The sequence below is a fragment of the Thiocapsa roseopersicina genome (assembly GCF_900106925.1).
GTDB classification, from domain to species: Bacteria; Pseudomonadota; Gammaproteobacteria; order Chromatiales; family Chromatiaceae; genus Thiocapsa; species Thiocapsa roseopersicina.
In genome coordinates this window covers 74906-91320 of record NZ_FNNZ01000018.1, presented here as the reverse complement: position 1 = coordinate 91320, position 16415 = coordinate 74906, and the positions used below count along the sequence as shown (strand labels likewise).

Annotated in this window: 15 protein-coding genes and 1 CRISPR repeat array; of the genes, 5 read left to right on the top strand and 10 right to left on the bottom strand. The window is 63.2% G+C overall.

Annotation, left to right across the window (positions count from 1 at the left end):
- Positions 1 to 66: 66 nt before the first annotated feature.
- Positions 67 to 1239, top strand: coding sequence for an ATP-binding protein (locus BLV04_RS17515; protein ID WP_093035184.1), 1173 nt, complete (start codon positions 67 to 69; stop codon positions 1237 to 1239).
- Between the two features lie 76 nt (positions 1240 to 1315).
- On the opposite strand, the gene BLV04_RS17510 is transcribed toward BLV04_RS17515, so the two are convergent.
- From BLV04_RS17510 to BLV04_RS17485, 6 genes are all read right to left on the bottom strand, one after another.
- Entirely contained in the window at positions 1316 to 1744 is a 429-nt protein-coding gene (locus tag BLV04_RS17510) for a hypothetical protein (RefSeq protein WP_093035182.1), read from the bottom strand.
- Complete coding sequence (locus BLV04_RS17505; RefSeq protein ID WP_093035180.1) at positions 1725 to 2147, bottom strand: DsrE family protein; 423 nt, start codon at positions 2145 to 2147, stop codon at positions 1725 to 1727. The genes BLV04_RS17510 and BLV04_RS17505 overlap by 20 nt, the downstream gene beginning before the upstream one ends.
- 253 nt (positions 2148 to 2400) lie before the next feature.
- Positions 2401 to 3816, bottom strand: a complete 1416-nt coding sequence (locus BLV04_RS17500) for a PhoH family protein (protein WP_093035177.1) — start codon at positions 3814 to 3816, stop codon at positions 2401 to 2403.
- A gap of 198 nt (positions 3817 to 4014) precedes the next feature.
- Positions 4015 to 4488 (bottom strand): peroxiredoxin, encoded by a 474-nt coding sequence (locus BLV04_RS17495; protein WP_093035174.1) that lies wholly within the window; start codon positions 4486 to 4488, stop codon positions 4015 to 4017.
- Positions 4489 to 4590: 102 nt separating this feature from the next.
- Positions 4591 to 5130 (bottom strand): glycine cleavage system transcriptional repressor, encoded by a 540-nt coding sequence (locus BLV04_RS17490; RefSeq protein WP_093035171.1) that lies wholly within the window; start codon positions 5128 to 5130, stop codon positions 4591 to 4593.
- A gap of 85 nt (positions 5131 to 5215) precedes the next feature.
- On the bottom strand, positions 5216 to 5776 hold the full coding sequence (locus BLV04_RS17485; RefSeq protein ID WP_093035168.1) for an FmdB family zinc ribbon protein: 561 nt from the start codon (positions 5774 to 5776) through the stop codon (positions 5216 to 5218).
- 168 nt (positions 5777 to 5944) lie between these two features.
- Between BLV04_RS17485 and BLV04_RS17480 the strand changes: the two genes are divergently transcribed.
- Both BLV04_RS17480 and BLV04_RS17475 read left to right on the top strand, forming a co-directional pair.
- The gene (locus BLV04_RS17480; RefSeq protein ID WP_093035165.1) at positions 5945 to 8065 is read left to right on the top strand and encodes a hypothetical protein; all 2121 of its coding nucleotides are present in this window, start codon (positions 5945 to 5947) and stop codon (positions 8063 to 8065) included.
- 190 nt (positions 8066 to 8255) lie between these two features.
- Positions 8256 to 8462 carry a hypothetical protein gene (locus BLV04_RS17475; protein WP_093035162.1) on the top strand — a complete coding sequence of 69 codons (207 nt, stop codon included), beginning with the start codon at positions 8256 to 8258 and terminating at the stop codon, positions 8460 to 8462.
- 31 nt (positions 8463 to 8493) lie between these two features.
- A CRISPR array of direct repeats spans positions 8494 to 10582; the repeat unit is 36 nt; unit sequence GCTTCAATGAGGCCCCGGCGAATTCGCCGGGGAAAC.
- A 271-nt stretch (positions 10583 to 10853) separates the two neighbouring features.
- Here the strand turns inward: BLV04_RS17475 and cas2 are convergent.
- Together cas2 and BLV04_RS17465 are read right to left on the bottom strand one after the other, a co-directional pair.
- Entirely contained in the window at positions 10854 to 11147 is a 294-nt protein-coding gene (gene cas2 / locus BLV04_RS17470; RefSeq protein WP_093035159.1) for a CRISPR-associated endonuclease Cas2, read from the bottom strand.
- A gap of 15 nt (positions 11148 to 11162) precedes the next feature.
- Complete coding sequence (locus BLV04_RS17465; protein WP_093035156.1) at positions 11163 to 12887, bottom strand: CRISPR-associated endonuclease Cas4/Cas1; 1725 nt, start codon at positions 12885 to 12887, stop codon at positions 11163 to 11165.
- A gap of 140 nt (positions 12888 to 13027) precedes the next feature.
- Between BLV04_RS17465 and BLV04_RS17460 the strand changes: the two genes are divergently transcribed.
- Positions 13028 to 13345: a ribbon-helix-helix protein, CopG family gene (locus tag BLV04_RS17460; protein ID WP_093035153.1), complete on the top strand. Its 318-nt coding sequence runs from the start codon at positions 13028 to 13030 to the stop codon at positions 13343 to 13345.
- On the top strand, positions 13342 to 13686 hold the full coding sequence (locus tag BLV04_RS17455) for a type II toxin-antitoxin system PemK/MazF family toxin (protein ID WP_175534679.1): 345 nt from the start codon (positions 13342 to 13344) through the stop codon (positions 13684 to 13686). Before BLV04_RS17460 ends, BLV04_RS17455 begins: the two co-directional genes overlap by 4 nt.
- A gap of 30 nt (positions 13687 to 13716) precedes the next feature.
- On the opposite strand, the gene csb2 is transcribed toward BLV04_RS17455, so the two are convergent.
- Both csb2 and cas7g read right to left on the bottom strand, forming a co-directional pair.
- Complete coding sequence (csb2, locus tag BLV04_RS17450) at positions 13717 to 15414, bottom strand: type I-G CRISPR-associated protein Csb2 (protein WP_093035147.1); 1698 nt, start codon at positions 15412 to 15414, stop codon at positions 13717 to 13719.
- Positions 15415 to 15425: 11 nt separating this feature from the next.
- Positions 15426 to 16415 (bottom strand): type I-G CRISPR-associated RAMP protein Csb1/Cas7g, encoded by a 990-nt coding sequence (gene cas7g, locus BLV04_RS17445; protein WP_093035144.1) that lies wholly within the window; start codon positions 16413 to 16415, stop codon positions 15426 to 15428.

The window sequence follows — 16415 nt, the reverse complement described above, 5'->3', positions numbered from 1 at the left end:
GCTCGATGTGGTCGACAGGGTCGTCGGAGGGTTGCAAATCGGGCACGTCAGTCCACAATTGCACAGATGATTCCTCGCCGCCTTGCGACACCTCTCAAGCATCGACTCAACCGGTTTCCGGCTGTCGCCTTGCTTGGTCCTCGTCAGGTCGGAAAGACGACCTTGGCCATGTCGTGCCGCGCGGCCGACGGTGCACTCTACCTGGATCTGGAGAATCCGGCCGATCTCGACAAGCTGTCGGATCCTCGCGGTTACCTCGAGGGGCGTCGCGGCCGTCTCACGATCATCGACGAGGTCCAGCGCGCCCCGGGGCTGTTTCAGGTCCTGCGTGGTCTGATCGACGAGCGTGTGCGCGACGGCGAGGCGGCCGGCCATTTTCTCCTCCTCGGCTCGGCGTCGGTCGACCTGCTGCGTCAATCGAGCGAGAGTCTTGCGGGGCGGATCGCCTATCTGGAGCTGGCCCCGTTCGATGCCCTGGAGGTCGATCCGACGCGGATCCAGCAGCTTTGGACCCGCGGTGGATTCCCGCGGAGCTTTCTCGCGGACACGGATCCGGACAGCGTCGTGTGGCGCGAGAGCTTCATCCGCAGCTATCTCGAGCGCGATATCCCTCAGCTCGGGCCGCGGATCCCCGCCGAGACCTTGCGCCGTTTCTGGACCATGCTCGCGCATGCGCAGGGTGGTCTGCTCAATGCCGCCGAGCTGGCGCGTGCCCTCGCCGTCGACGGCAAGACGGTGGCCAGGTATCTGGACCTGATGGTCGATCTCCTCTTGGTGCGCCGGCTTCCCCCTTATCTTGCGAACGTCAAGAAGCGGCTCGTCAAATCCCCCAAGGTGTACGTGCGCGACAGCGGGCTCGTCCACACGCTGTTGAGATTGGACACGCTCGACGACCTGCTCGGACACCCGGTCGCCGGCATGAGCTGGGAGGGGTTCGTCATCGAAACCCTCTTGCGGGCTGCGCCCGAACGAACTCAAGCTAGCTTCTACCGAACCGCGACCGGCGTGGAAATGGATCTGGTGCTCGAGCTGCCGGGCAACCGCCTCTGGACCGTCGAGATCAAACGCGGTCTCGCGCCCAAGACCGAATCGGGCACCTACACGGCGCTCGAAGACCTGAGCCCCGACCGAGCCTTTCTGGTCTACTCCGGGGACGATCGCTACCCGAAAGGTGGCGGAATCGAGGCCATCGGTTTAGGGCCTTTGGCGCAGGAGCTGGCAACGCTGGACGCGGCGTGAGGCGCAATGGTCAGCCGATGTTGCCGAGCATCGCGGTCGACGTTCCGATGTTTCAATCACGGGCAACCCGCGTGGGTCAAAGATGCAGCGCTCGGATCGAGTCGGACTCGACGACGTGAAGATGCATCCGATCGTCGCCCTCGTCGGACGCGGCGGCAAAGGCACGTTCGATCTCACCCGCATCCGTAGTCGAGAGTCCATCCAAGCCGATCACCAACCTGAACCGATTCATATTTGCGCCATCGCGGTCGATCCGTCCCGACAGGGTCCACGCCTGGATGTCGCGATTCACGTGCTCGACCGACACCCCTTCGACCAGGTAGATCAGCAGTCGCCCGCCGATTGTGATCCGCCGAGCTCTGCCGCCTGCCGGTAGCGATGGACCCTCACGCACCTCGATCCGCTCGAAGACCGCGTCCGGGCAGGTGCAACCGAGTGTCCCGCGAACGAAGCGCTCGAGCCCTGCACCTGCCGGACCCGCGCCGTCAGGGACGGATGTAGACATAACCCTGAGATTGCAGCTCACCGATGCGCGTCACCCCGCCCTGACTCACCTCGACGAAGCCCGGCAGCAGCTCGTCGAGCTCCAGATTGAACCCTTTGAGCGTGTTGCCGCACATCTCGAAGGCGACACCCTGTTCTTGCAGCGAGGCGATACCGGAGCTGACCTTCTCGGTGGCCTCGATCTCGTTCAAGGCATTGATCGCCGGACCATGGACGACCAGGACCATGTTGATGTTTTCGGGTCCGCCGACCCCGTCGATATGATTCTGCATGTTGTTCAGCACGAACGCGGCGCGATCCGGCTCCGAGAGGTGATAGACGACGTTGATCTTCTCCGCCGCAGTCGCGACGGACGACACGCCGCCAAGGAGGGCAAGCAACGCCAGAAGGGAAGCAGTCTTCATCGGTAATTCCTCGTTTGATGGTTGATCGGCGCCCGTCTCACGGAGCGCTCGACACACAGGCGACGCGGCACAGCGACGCCACGCGAGGCCTGCAAGCTCGACGGCGGACTCATCGACCGACCCCGCCGAGACCTGCGCCTCCTTTCTTCTTTTTCTCATTCACCTCGATCGCGTCGACGCCGTCCTTCCGTGATGCCGCAGAGCGTCCACAAGCCACCCAACCTCGTTGGTTCCACTGAGACGCGATCGAGTTTTAGAGCTCCTGCGACGCGAAGTCAGCCAACCGCGAGCGCTCTCCGCGCAAGAGCGTGATGTGCCCGCTGTGCGGCCACTGCTTAAACCGATCCACCACATAGGTCAGGCCGGAAGTGGTCTCGGTCAAGTAAGGCGTATCGATCTGGCTGATGTTGCCGAGACAGACGAACTTGGTCCCCGGTCCGGAGCGGGTGATGAGCGTCTTCATCTGCTTGGCGGTGAGGTTCTGCGCCTCGTCCAGGATGATGTATTTGTTCAGGAAGGTACGGCCGCGCATGAAATTGAGCGAAGAGATGCGGATCCGGTTGCGGATCAGATCATTGGTGGCCGCGCGGCCCCATTCGCCGCCCTCGGGTTTGGTGAGCACCTCGAGGTTGTCCATGAGCGCACCCATCCAGGGCGTCATCTTCTCTTCCTCCGTGCCGGGCAGGAAGCCGATGTCGTCGCCGACCGGGACCGTCACCCGGGTCATGATGATCTCGCGATAGAGGTTGCGATCCAGCACCTGGGCGAGACCCGCCGCCAGTGCCAGGAGCGTCTTGCCGGTCCCCGCGGCCCCGAGCAGGGTGACGAAATCCAGGTCCGGATCCATCAGCATGTTGAGCGCGAAGTTCTGCTCGCGGTTGCGCGCCGTGATGCCCCACACGCCGTGGCGTGGGACGCGGTAATCATCGACAAGCTCGATAACCGCTTCGGTCTCGGTGCGCTTTTCACGCACGATCGCTTCGAAGGCGCCGTCCTCGCCCAGATAGAGACACTCGGCGGGATACCAGTCCGCGATGTCAGGCCCGGCGACCCGATAGAGCGTGCGGCCCTCTTCCTTCCAGGCATCGAGCGACTTCTCGTGGTGCTCCCAGAAGTCATCCGGGAGCGCCTCCATGCCCGTATAGAGCAGGTTGACGTCGTCGAGGACCTGATCGTTGGAATAGTCCTCCGCCGGGATGCCGAGCACCGCCGCCTTGATGCGCAGGTTGATGTCTTTGGAGACGATTATGACCTGGCGATCGGTCCGCAGCTTGCTCAGCGCCTGAGCCGTGCCCAGGATGTTGTTGTCGGCTCCGCTGCCCGGCAGCGAGGCCGGCAGCTTCAGGTCGAGCAGCTCGGTCTGAAAGAAGAGCCGTCCGGTGGACGGTTGCGCGATGCCGCCGCCGGCCGAGACGGGGCCGATCAGAAGGCCCGCGTCGATCTCGTCCTTGTCCGCCCCGGACATAAGCTGATCGAGAAACCGACTGACCTGGCGGACGTTGCGCGCCACCTCGGACAAGCCCTTCTTCCCGTGATCGAGCTCTTCGAGCACGATCATCGGCAGGAAGATGTCGTGCTCCTGAAACCGAAAGATGGCGGTGGGGTCGTGCATCAGCACGTTGGTGTCGAGGACGAAGAGGCAGGTCGTGTCGTTTTCGCGTTTGATCATGTCATCGGCTACCGGAGCGCCGCACCGGAGCACTCGGCAGCGGCGATCGATCGGGTGGGGGAGGGGATCTGCGGCTATCGGCAGGGCTGGTCGGTGTCGGTCGGGGTCGCCGGGCGTCGCGCGCGCCGCCGTCGATCCGCTGTCGATCCGGGGTGCCGCGGCCTCCGCGCAGGCAGCCGAGACACCGCGAGGCTCGACCTAACCGGCGTTGAGTCGCTGAGCCGCAGCGAGCACGGCGGCAACGTGGTCCTTCACCTTGACCCCGCGCCATTCCTCGCGCAGCACGCCCTCGGCATCGATCAGGAAGGTACTGCGCTCGACCCCGAGGCTCTCTTTGCCGTACATCTTCTTCATCTTGATGACATCGAATGCCTTGCAGAGCGTCTCGTCCTTGTCCGAGAGCAGATCGAAGGGGAAGGACTGCTTGGCCTTGAAGTTCTCTTGGGCCTTGATGCCGTCGCGCGAGGCGCCGAGGATCTGCGTGTCGGCCGCCGCGAAGGCATCCGCCGCATCGCGAAAGTCCTGGCCTTCCTGCGTGCAGCCGGGCGTGCTGGCCTTGGGGTAGAAATAGAGGACGAGGTTCTTGCCGCGGTAGTCCGAGAGCTTGACGCTCTTCTCGCCCGTGGCGGGCAGCTCGATATCCGGGATGGTTTCGCCGATGGCGACGTTCATGCTGGGTGCCTCCACTCTCGAGTGATGATGCGGTCACGCGGACTTGGTGGCGGCCGGAGGCAATTCACACCCTCCGGCGCAAGCGCAAAGCGGGTCGTGCACTCAGCCCTTGATCGGCTCGAGCACCGCGTCGAGGTTCAGCCCGTCGCAATAATCCATGAATTCCTCGCGCAGACCGGCGATGTGCATGTCGGACGGGATCCCGACCGTCATGTGCACGGCGAACATGGTGGTTCCGGTGTGGGCGGCGGCGTAGGTGGAGGTCGACATGTCCTCGATGTTGATCTTGCGCTCGGCGAAGAAGCCGGCGAGGTTGTTGACGATCCCGGGATGGTCCATCGAGATCACGTCGACCGCGTACGGGAGCAGATTGCGGCCCGTGGCGCGCTCGCCGGTGCGCTTGGAGATGATCGTCATCCCGAGCTGGCGCTCAAGCTCCGGGAGGGCATTCTCGATCTTGGCCAGCGTGTTCCATTTGCCTTCGACCAGGAGGATCGCCGCAAACTCGCCGCCGAGGACCGTCATCCGGCTGTCCTCGATATTGCAACCGTGCTCGAGCACGGTCTTTGAAATCTGGTTGACGATACCCGGGTGGTCTTCGCCGAGTGCCGAGATCACGAGGTAGGTCTTCTGTTTGGTCATATCCTTGCCGAAGTTCGCGGGTTACAGGTACCGCTCGGAGTGTAGCATGGGCCATCGGACCCCTGCATAGGGCCCGCCCGGGCGATCAGGAGGGCGACCCGTCCCGCGGCTCGCTCGGTCCCTGCAAGGGATACCAGGTGTCGTCGCGTGCGGCCGGCAACAGATCGCGCCTCAGCTGCTTGAGGGCCTCCGAGGTCCGCGCGGCCCCGCCGGCGCCGAAGGGATCCTCGGAGTCGAGCACGTCGCCGAGCTCCGCGTCGATCTGATCCGGATCCTCGCCCGCCTCCATGCGACGGATCGCCTCCGCCATCCCGTCGCCGAGCTTCAAGCCGGTCTCCTCGAACAGCTTGCGCATCGTCTGCGCCGCCTGCTTCGGGTCGTCCTGATCGAGACCCTCCAGCTCGCCGGCCATCGAGGCGAAGGCGTTCATCAACTTCTCCTCGTTCAGACCCGCAGGCAGATCATCCTCCCCCGAGTCCTCGCCGCCCTCCGCGCGCCCGCGGCTGATCGCGAACAGGCTCGCCTGCCGACCCAGCTCAGGCCGCCCGCAGCGCGGACACGCGGGACGCGTCTCGGTATCGACCCGACGCGAGAAGAAGTTGAAGATGGCATGGCAGTCGGGGCAGTAGAACTCGTAGACCGGCATGGTGTTGTCTCCATCGATTTTCTCGGCGCATTCTACACGCGATGTCCGCCTCGCGGACCGCGCTTCGACAGGGTGCTCGCGACGCTGCGCCGGCCCCAGTTGCTGTGTCCCGACGCGACGAACGTTATCCCGACGCCTCGGGACCCTACCGTGAGAATTGAAGCTCCGATGTCTATCGTCGACAAGAGTAACGGTCTGTATTCCCTCCTCGGTGCGCTGATCCTTTCCGTATCGGCCGTCCCCGCGGCATCTTCGCCCGTCGGTCCCGACGACGTGCATCGCGGCGAGCGCAGCACCTTTGATTATCCCGAAGTCCCTCAACACCATCGCCACATGCAGCGTCTGCTGAACAACGCCTTCAGCTACGTCGATCCGGGGCACCGGACAATCGACCCGCTGTCCGGGTATCCGGTCGAGGGCTGGAATCAGGAGCCGGCCAACGGGCTTTTTCTGCGCGAATTCACGCAGCTCACGGCGATCGGCGCCTGGATCGAGCTGCTGGCCAACATCGCCGCAGGCCACGCGGACAATCCATATCTCTCCCGAGAGGCCGCCTTGGACGGGCTCGCGCTCGCGGTGGCGACACTTCGCTCCGATCAGCTCGATCCGAACCTTGCAGCGAAGGGATTGCTTTCGAATTTCATGGGGTTCGACGGCGGGGAGCGCCGGGGCCCGCTGCTGGAATCCATCGAGCGACGCCGCTTCATCGACACCTTCGGCGAGCGCGACGGACAGGCGATTTGGTCGGCACTCTCGGAGAAGGGGTGGCTCCAGGAGGAAGACGCCGGCCGAAGAGGCAAGATTCGCCGTCGCGAAGGCTATGGGGCGCTCCATTTCGACGGAGCGCTTGCGCCCTATGCCGATCCGACTCGGCAAGCCGCCATCATGGGGCTGCTCGATCAGCGCGTGGTCACCGTCATCTTCGGCGACAACGCCAACCTCACGGCCGCCTTGGCGAGAGCGATCGGCGCACTCCTGCGGCCCGAGATCCGCGACGTCCCGCAGGCCGTCGCCCTCCGCGACGCGATGGAGCGCGTCATCGAGGCCCAACGCGAGGGCTACGCCCATCTGTTCGATCCACAGACCGGCACCTTCGTGTTCGGCTGGGACGCGACGGCGGATCGGTTCGTCGGCTGGGACGACGGTCGCGGAAACTGGGTGACCGGGCAGATGAACTATTTCATCAACGAGTTCCGTGGACCTCTGATGTTCACCGTGCTGCGCTACGGACTGCCGCTCGCGGCGATCCGCAACGCCGGATTCAAGATCAAGCCCTACCGGCAGGCCGACGGCAGCGACACCTACGCCCTGGCCGCTTGGGATGGCTCGGCCTTCCAGCTGCTCGGCCTGTCGCTGTTCATGCAGGAGTCCCGCAACCCGGCTTGGCGGATCGCTCTGAAAACACTCGTCGACATCGAGCTCGATTTCTCGACCCGACATGGTCTACCCGGACTCCTCTCGGAGGCCTACAGCGGCAAAGGAACCGAATACACCGGCCTGATCGGGATCGGCGACATCGCGGTGACCGATGATCCCCTCGACACGCAGGCCCCGTCGCTCTATAGCCTCGGCGTTGCCTACGGGATCGCACCCGAGGAGGTGGACGGGTTTCTGCGGACCGAGTGGGCGCGCATCTCGAGCCTCTTCACCGATCACGGTCCCTGGGAAGGTTGGAATACGGCCACCGACGAGGTGATCCCCTACCAGACGACCGCCCACACCCTGTCGCTGATCCTCGGGGGAATCAATACCGCCCACGCGAACATGCGTCGCTATCTCGACGCGAGGAACCTGTCCGGCCAGCTCGAAGCCCTGTATGCGCCGGGACAGCGGATCGACTTCCTGTCCGCCGAGACTCGCATCAACCCGTGGACCGCGCACGAGGATCCGATTGCATTCTCCCGCAGCGCGGGGGCTGCAGGTTTCGCGTCGAACATCACCGGCAGCGGAGGGCTCGCGTTCGTTCTGCCGGCCGGCCGCGCGGCGAGCCTGTCGAACGGCCGGCTGTCGCTCCGGTTCGGCTCCGAGACCGAGATCGAGGATGCCGTCCTCGCGTTCAAGCGCGCGACCGACGACGCCCTTCCGCCGCCTGCGATCCCCATCGAGATCTTTGCACGCCTCCCGAAGACCGAAGCCGGGACGATCGAGATCGTCCTCCCGGCAACGCCCGCCCTGCAGGGGATCTCGGAGGTCACGCTGACCTTCCGCAGCGACGAGCAACCGACAGCGGTCGAACTCGCCATACGAGCGTTCGATTTCGTGCCCTTCGAGGCTGCGCTGGAGCCCTGAGCGCGTGGGGTTTACCCCGGCTTATTTGGGCTATGGCGTCGCGTCCGCATGTCTCGGGTACGCCGTGCCGGCCCCCGGTCAGGCATTCCGGTGTCCACAACCGACGCGGCGGCGATCAGGACCGCGAAGAGTAAGCCCGCGGCGGCTATGAGCTGCGCGCCGAGCGTGGCCTTTCCGCTACGCTCGTCCCATGCGCACGTTTATTAACATCCTGACGCAGGCGTTGGTCCTGCTCGCAATCGTCATCGCCGTGGCGCTGGGCAGGGCGATGCGGCCCTGGTTGGCGGGGATCTTCCTCGGCATGCTCGGACTGGGGCTTGCGGCCGTCGTTGGCGGGATGCTCACTCACTTGCTGGTCGACACCGGCCGTCCCTTCAAACGCTTTGGCGAGGCTTGAGGCGTTGCACAGGGTGCCCGCTGGCGTCTCGGCTTCGATGAGGCGCCGGCGAATTCGCGGGGCAAAATAGTCGGGCGCAGTCCACGATCGATCCGGATCGCGGATCTTCAATGAGGCCCCGGCGAATTGACCGGGGAAATCTGACGGCGTGATGCACCTGCTCGGCAAGCTCGGCGACGCTTCAATGAGGCCCCGGCGAATTCGCCGGGGAAATCCCAGTGGTCGGCGCGCCTGGTCGGGCGCAAGGCAGTGCTTCAATGAGGCCCCGGCGAATTCGCCGGGGAAACCAATGTTTTGATAATCAAGAAGAAGAAGGTAGACCCTGCTTCAATGAGGCCCCGGCGAATTCGCCGGGGAAACAAATGCGGCACTAAACTTTTCATATAAAACCCAAGTGCTTCAATGAGGCCCCGGCGAATTCGCCGGGGAAACCGGTCGCTCGAATCGTATAGGGGCCGGTCGACGAATCGCTTCAATGAGGCCCCGGCGAATTCGCCGGGGAAACGCTCGCCTTCTTCCGCGCCAAGATCAACCTCCCGACCGCTTCAATGAGGCCCCGGCGAATTCGCCGGGGAAACCCTTCTACAACAGCACCTACTACCGCAAGCCCGGCAAGCTTCAATGAGGCCCCGGCGAATTCGCCGGGGAAACCTGCTCGACGCCGTCACCGGCGCCCCGGACCTGTTCCAGCTTCAATGAGGCCCCGGCGAATTCGCCGGGGAAACGCAGGCGATGGATGCGAATGGGTCGAGCACCCCGAGGCTTCAATGAGGCCCCGGCGAATTCGCCGGGGAAACTTTAATACGAATGTTTGAATTTAATTCATTAACTTGCTTCAATGAGGCCCCGGCGAATTCGCCGGGGAAACATCAACGCGCCTTCTGGAAGCTCCGCGTGGAAGCGCAGCTTCAATGAGGCCCCGGCGAATTCGCCGGGGAAACGCGGCGGAGTGTCGGCGGCAGCAGCTGCCGGGATCATAGCTTCAATGAGGCCCCGGCGAATTCGCCGGGGAAACGCGGCCAGCGGCGGGCGCAACACGGTGCTCTACACGGCGCTTCAATGAGGCCCCGGCGAATTCGCCGGGGAAACCGCTGAGGCGCGAGCGTGCGCCTGACCTTCAATCTCGACGCTTCAATGAGGCCCCGGCGAATTCGCCGGGGAAACAGCTTCAGAAGGTAAAGAAGGAGTCGCACTACCTGCAGCTTCAATGAGGCCCCGGCGAATTCGCCGGGGAAACTGCGTAGGCATCGGCCAGTCTCTCGGTCCAGGTGGTGCTTCAATGAGGCCCCGGCGAATTCGCCGGGGAAACCAAAGGATGGCGCTTCGAAGGAGATGCCGGCTCCCCTTGCGCTTCAATGAGGCCCCGGCGAATTCGCCGGGGAAACGCTGGACGCTTGTGGAGTACATGTGATGATTTACGTCGCTTCAATGAGGCCCCGGCGAATTCGCCGGGGAAACGCGCTGCGCAGCTACGGCAACACTGCCTCGGCGATGGGCGCTTCAATGAGGCCCCGGCGAATTCGCCGGGGAAACGATTATCGACAACATGCTGCAATATAGAAATTACAAAAGCTTCAATGAGGCCCCGGCGAATTCGCCGGGGAAACTGCCGTAGCCCACCCTGCAGGCAAACGACGCGGCAATGCTTCAATGAGGCCCCGGCGAATTCGCCGGGGAAACTCGCAAAAAATCTTCTAACGACGAACCACCTTACGAAGCTTCAATGAGGCCCCGGCGAATTCGCCGGGGAAACTTTTCCTTTGTATCTAACCGGTATCCTAATCATATAGCTTCAATGAGGCCCCGGCGAATTCGCCGGGGAAACCAGTCGAGTCCGATATAGGGCGCGTCGGCCTTGGTGTAGCTTCAATGAGGCCCCGGCGAATTCGCCGGGGAAACACGAGCTACTTCATGTACTGATAGTAATAACCTCCGTTGCTTCAATGAGGCCCCGGCGAATTCGCCGGGGAAACGTTGAACTGGTCCATCGACAGAGACGAAAGCCCGAGGGCTTCAATGAGGCCCCGGCGAATTCGCCGGGGAAACGCTTCGCGCTTCGCGACCTCGTCCGCTTCGCTTTTCGCGCTTCAATGAGGCCCCGGCGAATTCGCCGGGGAAACTGCTCCGGCTGCAGCCCGCTTTGTGGGCGCGCTGCGGGGGATTTTGCGAGCGGTGATGCTGATCTGGCATCCTGCCAACACCAAAACTGATCCTTGGAATGAGAAGTGTAGTCGATCGCGCTGGTTTTTAAAGAGCTATTTGCAGCGAACGCTGCCGGGGTTCTTGGCGCCACCGAAGCGCTCTCGCCTTCGCGGCAGGATCTACGTCGAAGTCAAGGTTCGAGGCCGACTGACGCATTTGTCGACCTCGGAGCCTTGGCGCCCGATCCGGTCAGACAATGACCGGCTCATGCTCGATCGGCGTGAAGCTGGTCTTGCCGAGACTGACGACGCGGGGGGAGACATTCTCCGCGTGACCGAAGTCGAGCAGCAGGATGTGGTCTTCGGTATGGTGAATGATACCGTCAAGCAAGGCGATCAATTCAGCGTGTTGTTTAGGCGTCAACCGACACTGGAAGACGGACAGTTGCATCCATTCACCAAAGCCCTTCATGAGCTTGAAAACCCGTCGCCAGCGCTTCTGATCCGAGATGTCGTAGGCGACGATGTAGAGCCGTTGGTCCATGGCGTGTGGGCTCCGTCAACGTGGCGTGAAGTTGGGGTAGTCATCGAGCTCGCCGAGAATATGCCGCGCGAGCAGTCGGGCTTGGACCTCCAGCAGACGACGGTAGCTGAGCCGGTAGCCCAGGACCGGATGCGTGACCTCTTGGGCAAGCCGGCGCTCGAACGTCCCGATGAATCGCTTTCGGCCGTCGTTTGTCAGCGAAACGCTGCCGGCAGCTTGGATGAAGTCCGTCGGGCGGACTTCGCCATTGTTGATCGCCTGGATCACCGCGGAATCGGCGAGCAGCGGTCGAAAGGGTTCCATCAGATCCAGCGCCAGGGCAGGGCGGCCGTAGCGTGGCTGGTGATAGAACCCGAGGTAGGGATCGAAGCCGACCGCAGACAAGGTGACGGTCCAGGTGCGTGCCAACAATCCGTAAGCGTATGAGAGCAGAGCATTGACTGGATCCGTCGGTGGCCGACGGTTGCGGGTTCGGAAGTCGAAGGTGAGCACCGAGGCATCGCCCGGCGGTCTGATGAGATTGGAGAGTGTCCCGAAGTAACGGGCCGCACCGCTGCCCTCGACGCCCAACAGCTCCGGGAGATCTGCCGCGCGACGGGTTCTCTTGACGTCCCCGTTAAGCGATTCCAGCAGTGCGTCGGGGGCTCCACCCTCCGCCTTCCAGTTGCGGCGCAGCATGGTTCGCGCGTTTCGCAGCTTTCCTTCCATGAGTCCCTTCGCGAATCGTAGACAAAAGGACGCATCGTCGGCCAGACGGAATTGTGCGCGGCGAAGCTCGACGTTCTTGTGTCCGGTCCCGATCGTGTGTCCCATGAACCAGCCACCATGGCTATGCCAGGTGATCGGCACGTTCCGGCGCATCAGCTCCTGCATGGTTGGCGTGGTCACATAGACGTTGCCGAAGAGTGCGAGCTGAGAGACGTCCATCAGACGCACGCTCTGGATCTGCTTGTCGTCGATGGAGACCTCCAGTCGCTCGCCGGATTTCGAGACCTTGGCGTGGAATGCCTGGACGTAAAGCGGCATCGCGGTATCCAGACCGACGGCCAGCGGCCGCGGGGCGATATCGACACCGCGGAAGAAGTTGATCTCGTCCGGAAGACAGATGCCCACCAGCGAGCATCGGGGACATTTCGGACTGTCTTCCAGCGGGAGCGGAACCCGGCCGCCGGCCGCGACGAAACGCAGACCGTCGATGGTTCGCCTGGTCAAGCCCCGCAGTTCCTCGTCCAGCGCGATCCGGACACGCTCGCGGCTGGCGGCGTAATAGAGGATGCCTTCGTCGCAGCTGTAGCCATGCTCCTCCAGGATCATGCCCTGGACGCAGATCTGTACGCGCTCGGGGTCGTAGGCGCCGTGGCTCACATGCGGACGCTTACCGCGCTTGTAGTCGACCGGCGTGACGACCCGGCCTTCGCCCTCGATCAGGTCCATCCGCGCGATCAGGCCGAGGCGGTTGGACGACAAGGTGATGGAGCGGGCGTGGATCTTCTCGTCCGGCTCGGTCTGGTCCGCTTCCGGTAGTGTGCCGCTGCCCTTGTCGACCTTGCGATGAACATACCGGCCTTCAACCGTATCGGCCGAGTCGTCCCACTCGCCCTGAACCCACTCCAAATACGCCAATCGCGGGCAGTAACAGAACTCGTTGATCATCCGGGCCGGCAGCAGCGGGACATCCCGGACCATCTCCGGGAAGGGCAGCTCAAGCTCGCCTTGTTGGGGAATCGAATCATTCGACATGGCATGGTCCCTCCATCCTCGATCGTCATTTCGGTGATCGCGTCGGCCAACGCAAGCGCGGCCACCAACCCTCGGAATGTTGCATACGATGCGTGGCGTGCTACGCTTTGTGATACCAAATGTAACTCGGAGCGCAATACATGGGTGCACTCAGTCTGCGTCTCCCCGACGACCTGGAGCAAAGGCTCAACCGCGAGGCGGAGCTGGCGGGACGGCCGCGTTCGGAGGTGATCCGCGACGCCGTCACGCAGTTCATCGCGCAGCGCGAGCGCGAGCGCTTCATGGCCGAGTACGTGGCGGAGGCGAAAGCCGGATACAGCGATCCGGCCCTGCGCGGCGAGGCGCTCGAGATTGCCGAAGAAGCTCTGCCGCTGGACAACGAGGCCCTCGACCGTGCGGAGGGGCGGAAACCGGACGAGGCAACGGATCCGGATTCCGGCGAGACTTGGTGGAGATGATGCGCCGTGGCGAAGTCTGGGTCGCGAACCTGAACCCGCCACGCGGGCGTGAGATCGGGAAGATCAGGCCCGTCCTCGTCATGCAAAGCGACGAGCTGAATGCCGCGACAACCCCGATGGTCGTGTGTTTGCCGTTGACCAGCCAGGTTTACCCCGGCTTTCGGCGTTGGCGCGTCACCCTTGCGGCACGCGAACGGCTCCTGAAACCCTGCCAAGTCATCACCGACCAGCCCCGCACGATCGATCGCGAGCGCTTCGGCGAAGGGCCACTCACCGCGCTGACCGACGACGAAATGGCGGAGGTGGAACGCGGGTTGCGGGCTGTTTTGGGGATGTGGTGAGCCTTTTCGCATCCCTCGACGCTCCGATGGTTACGCGTCGGCCTGAAAGAGTCCAAGCCCGAAATGACTGCCGTATCCAAGGCAGAGGGGACCTCGCACAGGCTCGGCGAAACGCAAGCGCAGCGCGAAACCGCAGTCCACGGGGGGCGCAGGGCCGTTGCGACGGGTGCGGACGAAATGCCGGAAGCGCGCCCATCGTGGGCTAGCCACTTCTGGCTCAATACCCGAACCGTGTTCGTCGCCGGAAAGCATCCGGATGACGGGACTTCTACTACTCCAGGGATCGAGGCGCTCGATCTCGACCTGTTGTTGGATGCCTCGCGACAGCAGCTCCGACCGAACTTGTTCTTCCAGGCTGTTTCTTCCGCTCCGCTTGGTGAACCGAGGTGCGATAAAGGGTGTGAGGCTCAGCCATTGTTCCGCCCCCTCAAGCGGGCCGAGCATGCGCCCCATTCGCTCGCCGTACTCGCCTGTTAGCCCGCGCAGATCTGCGAGATCGCCGGCGGCTGCCAGTGCGACCTTGAGCCGGCCCACACCGCCTTTCATGTCGGTGTTGCGAACGCCGCGAACCGCGGACTGCGCGACCTGGTCAAGCCCCATGGGTGCCCAGACGAGGATGTGTTCCAGGTGTTGATCACCGTCCAGATCGAGCGGCAGAATGTGGGCATGGAGATGAGCGCCCTTCAGCGGCCGACCCTCGGCATCGCAACCTGAGATGACCGGTGAATGGCCGGCAATCCGCTTGATCCGTCCCCCAAGTGCTCGGTGCATCAGCTCTGCCTGCGGTAGCACCCGCGTGACGGCCGGCAGCGCATGATCGTTGCCGCTCTCCGTGGCGAGGGATAAGAGCATGGCCTCGACAGGCGGCGCTTCGCGAGCCGCCTTGCGGGGGCCGGGCGCACCCGATTCGAGAATGTCCGAGGGTCGCCAGTAGAACACCCGTTGGCTTCCCGGCGGTTGACTCCAGCCGTGGCCGCGCAGCCAATTCGTATCGGCCTGAAGACATGCGATAAGGTCCGCGGGGTAGGGCAGGGCAGCCTTTTCTCGCTTGGTCAGCAGCGCCTTGGTTGGCCTTTTCCCGGCTGGCGGTTGGAGAGGCGCCAAAAGGCGAGCAGTGACTTCATTGCGCCAGCGATCGAATTCAGCCGGCCTCTGGACTGCTATGACCGGTACCTGCTCCCAGCCGATTCCTGGATTGGATAACGTGTCTGTCGGTACGCAATTGGGTAACGGACAGACATCCTCGACCCTTGCGAGCTTGGCATCTGCCCAGCTTTCGGATCGGCCGAGATAGCCAAGTCGTTCAGCAAGTGCTGCCAGCAGGGTCGACTCATCGCAGGTCAGGTCGACATCCCAGGTGACCGCGAGTGTCTGGTCTCCGAGTTGCGCCCAAGTGTCGAAGACCAGCGCCGTCTTCTCGCGTCCCTTGTCGATGGTGGTCAGCGGCATGTAGTGCCGGGAGTGCGCCCCGACGACTTGCGGGATGGCGTAGCTGGGAAGAACATCAGCGAGCTTGAGGATCAGAGAACGCGCCAAAGGCGGTGGTTGATTGGCCATCGGTTTGCAGAGGTCGCCCTCCCAGCCGAGTGAGTTGTAACCGCAAGCCAACAAGGCTCGGAGCAGCCGCCACGGCGATGGAGGCCATTCGATCTGGCCTTCGTTGACATGATGGCCGCTCGGTGTGGTGTGATAACGCCCGCCGGGGAAGCGGATCAGCAGCGTGGGCATTCCCTGCTCCTCTAGTCTTCAGTCTCGGCCTCGGTTTGTGCGTCGCGCTTCGGCACGATCTCATCGCCGTAGATGGCTTTCCTGACTTCCATCGGTGGACTGCAGGCCGCGATCGCCTCTTTCAACTCGGGCTCGATCTCGGCCATCGTGGGCAGTAGAAAGTTCACCGGGTTGATTGCAGCGACGTGCTCGGATGCGACTGTGAGATCGCAAGCGGTTCGCAGACGCAGCCCGGCGTCCAGGAGCGCTCGGAGCTTATAGAGTGCCAGTAGGATCAAGAGTCGCTGAGCCGCTTCGTCAAGTCCGAACCCGCGAATCTGAGCGAGGTCGAGGTTGACATACAGCGTGAGCCGATCGGCAGTGAATTCATCTCGCGCGAATGGGACGTTGCCGAATCCGACCTTGGTATCGCCTTGAGGGTTGACGTGATCGTTTTTCACTCCGCCGGACGCGGCGATCTGCACGCCATCGGCCTCTATAAAGGCGGAGAGACTGCGCGCGACGCGCAAGCGTCCACCTGCCAATTCCGGCCTAGCAAGGAAAACGCCATGTAGAAGGCAGCCGACGTCAAAATTGAGCAGCACTCTGGCGAGCTTTCGCCGATCAATCGGGCCTGAAGTCGAGACGCCGAGAGCCTCTTTCAACATCACCAAGAATTTCTTGCTTGACTCGGCAAGCAGGTAAGGGCTGTTGATTCGATGCGACTCCAGAATCGTATCCGTCAGGAAGCTGCCATCCGACCGTTCGATCCGCACGTGGGAAAGACCGCGAAGGGCCTGCTTGACGTCTTGCTCCGCCTCGTCCCAGACCATCATCTCCAGGCGGTTTGCCATACTCTGAGCGCTTTCGACCAAGAGCGAATCACCCTCCGATGTCCGGAAGGTCGAGGCTCCTAGCCCCGGGAATCCTGTCGGCTGAAATCGATGGCCCAGTAAGGGCTTGAGTGGAATTGCGAACAACAAGCGGTGGCTGTTATTGAGAGCGGCGAGATCGATTGCCAT

What these genes read in the sequence shown, in the direction of transcription:
- BLV04_RS17460 (WP_093035153.1), top strand. Translation starts at nt 13,028, where the DNA reads ATGGGTGCACTCAGTCTGCGTCTCCCCGACGACCTGGAGCAAAGGCTC.
- BLV04_RS17490 (WP_093035171.1), bottom strand. Translation starts at nt 5,130, where the DNA reads ATGACCAAACAGAAGACCTACCTCGTGATCTCGGCACTCGGCGAAGAC.
- BLV04_RS17455 (WP_175534679.1), top strand. Translation starts at nt 13,342, where the DNA reads ATGATGCGCCGTGGCGAAGTCTGGGTCGCGAACCTGAACCCGCCACGC.
- BLV04_RS17500 (WP_093035177.1), bottom strand. Translation starts at nt 3,816, where the DNA reads ATGATCAAACGCGAAAACGACACGACCTGCCTCTTCGTCCTCGACACC.
- BLV04_RS17510 (WP_093035182.1), bottom strand. Translation starts at nt 1,744, where the DNA reads ATGTCTACATCCGTCCCTGACGGCGCGGGTCCGGCAGGTGCAGGGCTC.
- BLV04_RS17475 (WP_093035162.1), top strand. Translation starts at nt 8,256, where the DNA reads ATGCGCACGTTTATTAACATCCTGACGCAGGCGTTGGTCCTGCTCGCA.
- BLV04_RS17515 (WP_093035184.1), top strand. Translation starts at nt 67, where the DNA reads ATGATTCCTCGCCGCCTTGCGACACCTCTCAAGCATCGACTCAACCGG.
- BLV04_RS17480 (WP_093035165.1), top strand. Translation starts at nt 5,945, where the DNA reads ATGTCTATCGTCGACAAGAGTAACGGTCTGTATTCCCTCCTCGGTGCG.
- BLV04_RS17485 (WP_093035168.1), bottom strand. Translation starts at nt 5,776, where the DNA reads ATGCCGGTCTACGAGTTCTACTGCCCCGACTGCCATGCCATCTTCAAC.
- BLV04_RS17465 (WP_093035156.1), bottom strand. Translation starts at nt 12,887, where the DNA reads ATGTCGAATGATTCGATTCCCCAACAAGGCGAGCTTGAGCTGCCCTTC.
- cas2 (WP_093035159.1), bottom strand. Translation starts at nt 11,147, where the DNA reads ATGGACCAACGGCTCTACATCGTCGCCTACGACATCTCGGATCAGAAG.
- BLV04_RS17495 (WP_093035174.1), bottom strand. Translation starts at nt 4,488, where the DNA reads ATGAACGTCGCCATCGGCGAAACCATCCCGGATATCGAGCTGCCCGCC.
- cas7g (WP_093035144.1), bottom strand. Translation starts at nt 16,415, where the DNA reads ATGGCAATCGATCTCGCCGCTCTCAATAACAGCCACCGCTTGTTGTTC.
- csb2 (WP_093035147.1), bottom strand. Translation starts at nt 15,414, where the DNA reads ATGCCCACGCTGCTGATCCGCTTCCCCGGCGGGCGTTATCACACCACA.
- BLV04_RS17505 (WP_093035180.1), bottom strand. Translation starts at nt 2,147, where the DNA reads ATGAAGACTGCTTCCCTTCTGGCGTTGCTTGCCCTCCTTGGCGGCGTG.